The following is a 4,349-nucleotide window of genomic DNA, read 5'->3' on the forward strand; positions in this document are numbered from 1 at the left end:
GGCAGAGGCGTTACTGGTGAAGCCCCTTGCCGAGCATGGCTCGGCACTACCTGTTCATTACCCTGGCGGAGCCCCTTGCCGAGCATGGCTCGGCACTACCTTGTTAAGCGCGGGCTTCCTGCAGCAGCTTGCCGCCGGCCTTCTTCTCGCGCGCGGCGCGGATGAAGCCGATGAACAGCGGGTGGCCGCCACGCGGGGTGGACAGGAACTCCGGGTGCGCCTGGCAAGCCAGGAACCACGGGTGCTGGTCACGCGGCAGTTCAACCACTTCCACCAGCGTGTCATCCATCGACTTGCCGGCGATCACCAGACCCGCGTCTTCCAACTGGGTGCGGTAGCGGTTGTTGAACTCGTAGCGGTGGCGATGACGCTCGGACACCACGTCCTTGCCGTACAGCTCACGGGCAAGCGTGCCCGGCTTCAGGCGCTGCTCCTGCAGGCCCAGGCGCATGGTGCCACCCAGGTCGGACTTTTCGTCACGCTTTTCGACTTCACCGGTGGCCGTGCGCCATTCGGTGATCAGGCCGATCACCGGGTTCGGCGATTGGCGGTCGTTCTCGGTGCTGTTGGCGCCTTCCAGACCGGCAACGTGGCGGGCGAAATCGACCACCGCCGCCTGCATGCCGTAGCAGATACCGAAGTACGGCAGCTTCTGCTCGCGGGCGTATTGCGAAGTCAGCACCTTGCCCTCGAAGCCGCGATCACCGAAGCCGCCCGGCACCAGGATACCGTCCACGCCTTCCAGCGCAGACAGACCGGATTCTTCGAGTTCCTGCGCTTCCAGCCACTTCAGGTTGACCTTGGTGCGCTGGCGCAGGCCGCCGTGCTTGAGCGCCTCGCCCACCGACTTGTACGCATCCTGATGGTCAACGTACTTGCCGACCACGGCGATGGTCACTTCGTCCAGCGGGTGCAGCGCTGCATCCAGTACGGCTTCCCACTCGGACAGGTCGGCCGGACCGGCCTTGTCACCCAGCTTGAGCTGGTTGACCACGATCTCGTCCAGGCCCTGCGCATGCAGGCCCATCGGTACGCGGTACAGAACCTCAACGTCCGGCACGCTGATCACGGCGCGCTCGGAAACGTTGGTGAACAGCGAAATCTTGCGACGTTCCGAATCCGGAATCGCCTGCTCGGAACGGCACAGCAGCACGTCCGGCTGGATGCCGATCGAGCGCAGTTCCTTGACCGAATGCTGGGTCGGCTTGGTCTTCAACTCACCGGCGGCAGCGATATACGGCACCAGGGTGAGGTGCATGAACAGCGCCTTCTCCGGGCCGCGCTCGGTGCGCACCTGGCGGATCGCCTCCAGGAACGGCAGCGACTCGATGTCGCCGACGGTACCGCCGATTTCCACCAGCGCCACGTCGAAGCCTTCAGTGGCCTCGTCGATGCAGCGGCGGATTTCGTCGGTGATGTGCGGAATGACCTGCACGGTGGCGCCCAGGTAATCACCACGGCGCTCCTTGCGGATCACGTTCTCGTAGATGCGCCCGGTGGTCACCGAATTCTTCCGGCTCAGGCGGTTATGTACGAAACGCTCGTAGTGGCCCAGGTCCAGATCGGTCTCGGCACCGTCGTCGGTGACATAGACCTCGCCATGCTGGAAGGGGCTCATCGTGCCTGGATCGACGTTGATGTACGGGTCCAGCTTCATCATGGTGACCTTCAGGCCACGCGCCTCGAGAATCGAGGCCAGGGACGCGGCTGCGATGCCCTTGCCTAGCGAGGACACCACACCACCGGTAACAAAAATAAGGGGGGTCACGGCTCACTGCCTCCCGGAAAGCCCTAGTTTAAAGGTTGTCGCCAAAACACCCAAGCACTGGATGCGGCGGATTAAAAAAAAGACGCCCCGACCTGCGCCGGGGCGTCCTTGAAACTCAGGAAAACCGCGTCAGCGACGGCGACGGGCTTCCTCTTCCTCTTCTTCACGCGGCGCCGGCTGGTCAGCCTTGGCCTTGTCCTGGGCAGCGGCGGCAGCGCGGCGCTTGGCCTTCTGCTCGGCATCGCTCTGCGCCTTGTCGACCGGGGCAGCCTGTGCGGCCTCGGCAGCCTTGCCCTTGTCAGCGCTTTGCGCCATCACGAAGGGAACCGCGGCAACCGCAGCGACAACAACACCCAGGGCCAGCAATTTTGATGTTTTCATCCAAAACCTCCTCGGCTTGCCCCGCCTGGAATGGCGGGCCTTTTTGGAACCGGCTACAGGATACCTCGTCGCAGCTGCCCCGGCCCTGAATGCCCTGCGTGCAAAAATCGCCGCCAGACCGCACACTCCCACGTCGATTTGCGCCCTACCGAGATCCATGAACGCCCGTTACAACGCCGCTGACATCGAAGTCCTCTCTGGCCTGGACCCGGTCAAACGCCGTCCTGGCATGTATACCGACACCGCCCGCCCGAACCATCTGGCGCAGGAAGTGATCGACAACTCGGTCGACGAGGCCCTGGCCGGCCACGCCAAGACCGTGGAAGTCACCCTGTTCAAGGATGGCAGCTGCGAAGTCAGCGATGACGGCCGCGGCATGCCGGTGGACATCCACCCGGAAGAAAAGATCCCCGGCGTCGAACTGATCCTGACCAGGCTGCACGCCGGCGGCAAGTTCAACAACCGCAACTACACCTTCTCCGGCGGTTTGCACGGCGTCGGCGTATCGGTGGTCAACGCCCTGTCCACGCTGGTGGAGATCCATATCCGCCGCGACGGCAGCGAACACCGCATCACCTTCCGCGATGGCGACCGCGCCAGCCCGCTGGAAGTGGTCGGCAGCGTCGGCAAGAAGAACACCGGCACCCGCCTGCGCTTCTGGGCCGACCCCAAGTACTTCGACACACCCAAATTCAACGTGCGCGCACTGCGCCACCTGCTGCGCGCCAAGGCCGTGCTGTGCCCGGGCCTGACCGTGAAGCTGACCGACGAAGCCACCGGCGAAGTCGACACCTGGTATTACGAGGACGGCCTGCGCGACTACCTGAAGGCCGAGCTGGGCGAGCGTGAAATGCTGCCGGCCGACCTGTTTGCCGGCTCGCTGAAGAAGGAAACCGAGATCGTTGACTGGGCCGTGGCCTGGCTGCCGGAAGGCGAGCTGGTGCAGGAAAGCTACGTCAACCTGATCCCGACCGCCCAGCACGGCACCCACGCCAACGGCCTGCGCACCGGCCTGACCGAGGCGCTGCGCGAATTCTGCGACTTCCGCAACCTGCTGCCGCGCGGCGTCAAGCTGGCCCCGGAAGATGTCTGGGACCGCGTCTCCTTCGTGCTGTCGCTGAAGATGACCGATCCGCAGTTCAGCGGCCAGACCAAGGAACGCCTCTCCTCGCGCCAGGCCGCCGGCTTCGTTGAAGGTGCTGCCCACGACGCCTTCAGCCTGTTGTTGAACCAGAACGTGGAACTGGGCGAGAAGATCGCGCAGATCGCCATCGAGCGTGCCAGCGCGCGCCTGAAGACCGAAAAACTGGTCACTCGCAAGAAGGTCACCCAGGGCCCGGCCCTGCCCGGCAAGCTGGCCGACTGCATCAGCCAGGACCTGTCGCGCACCGAGCTGTTCCTGGTGGAAGGTGACTCGGCAGGTGGCAGCGCCAAGCAGGCCCGCGACAAGGACTTCCAGGCCATCCTGCCGCTGCGCGGCAAGATCCTGAACACCTGGGAAGTCGCCTCGGGCAGCGTGCTGGCGTCGGAGGAAGTGCATAACCTGGCCATCGCCATCGGCTGCGACCCGGGCAAGGACGACCTGTCCGGCCTGCGCTACGGCAAGATCGTGATCCTGGCCGATGCCGACTCCGACGGCCTGCACATCGCCACTTTGCTGACCGCCCTGTTCCTGCGCCACTTCCCGTCACTGGTGGATGCCGGCCACGTGTTCGTGGCAATGCCGCCGCTGTTCCGCGTCGACGTGGGCAAGCAGGTGTTCTACGCGCTGGACGAGGAAGAGAAGCGCTCGCTGCTGGACAAGATCGAGCGCGAGAAGATCCGCGGCCAGGTCAGCGTCACCCGCTTCAAGGGCCTGGGCGAGATGAACCCCTCGCAGCTGCGCGAATCCACCATCCATCCGGATACCCGCCGCCTGGTGCAGCTGACCGTGGACGACAGCGAGCAGACCTCGGCATTGATGGACATGCTGCTGGCCAAGAAGCGCGCCCCGGGCCGCAAGGGCTGGCTGGAGAGCAAGGGCGACCTGGCCTCGCTGGAAGCCTGATCCAGGCAATCTCGCAGCACCGAAAGCCCGCCCTCACCGGCGGGTTTTTTGTTGCCCTCACGCCGCCATTTCTCTTGTGGGAGCGGGGGGGAGGGCCCCCCGCGGCCCCCACCCCCGCCGGCAAAAAAAAACGGTGTTTGGTGGGGGGGGCCG

Annotated in this window: 3 protein-coding genes; 1 reads left to right on the forward strand and 2 read right to left on the reverse strand. The window is 64.8% G+C overall.

Features of this window, described 5'->3' with window-relative positions:
* Positions 1–103: 103 nt before the first annotated feature.
* Together ACVOLV_RS21955 and ACVOLV_RS21960 are read right to left on the reverse strand one after the other, a co-directional pair.
* The gene (locus ACVOLV_RS21955) at positions 104–1,768 is read right to left on the reverse strand and encodes a CTP synthase (protein ID WP_481556208.1); all 1,665 of its coding nucleotides are present in this window, start codon (positions 1,766–1,768) and stop codon (positions 104–106) included.
* Positions 1,769–1,897: 129 nt separating this feature from the next.
* The gene (locus tag ACVOLV_RS21960) at positions 1,898–2,149 is read right to left on the reverse strand and encodes a hypothetical protein (RefSeq protein ID WP_303749656.1); all 252 of its coding nucleotides are present in this window, start codon (positions 2,147–2,149) and stop codon (positions 1,898–1,900) included.
* 157 nt (positions 2,150–2,306) lie between these two features.
* On the opposite strand from ACVOLV_RS21960, the gene parE reads away from it, so the two are divergent.
* On the forward strand, positions 2,307–4,196 hold the full coding sequence (gene parE / locus ACVOLV_RS21965) for a DNA topoisomerase IV subunit B (RefSeq protein WP_481556209.1): 1,890 nt from the start codon (positions 2,307–2,309) through the stop codon (positions 4,194–4,196).
* Positions 4,197–4,349 lie beyond the last annotated feature (153 nt).

It is taken from the genome of Stenotrophomonas sp. STEN023 (assembly GCF_056760135.1).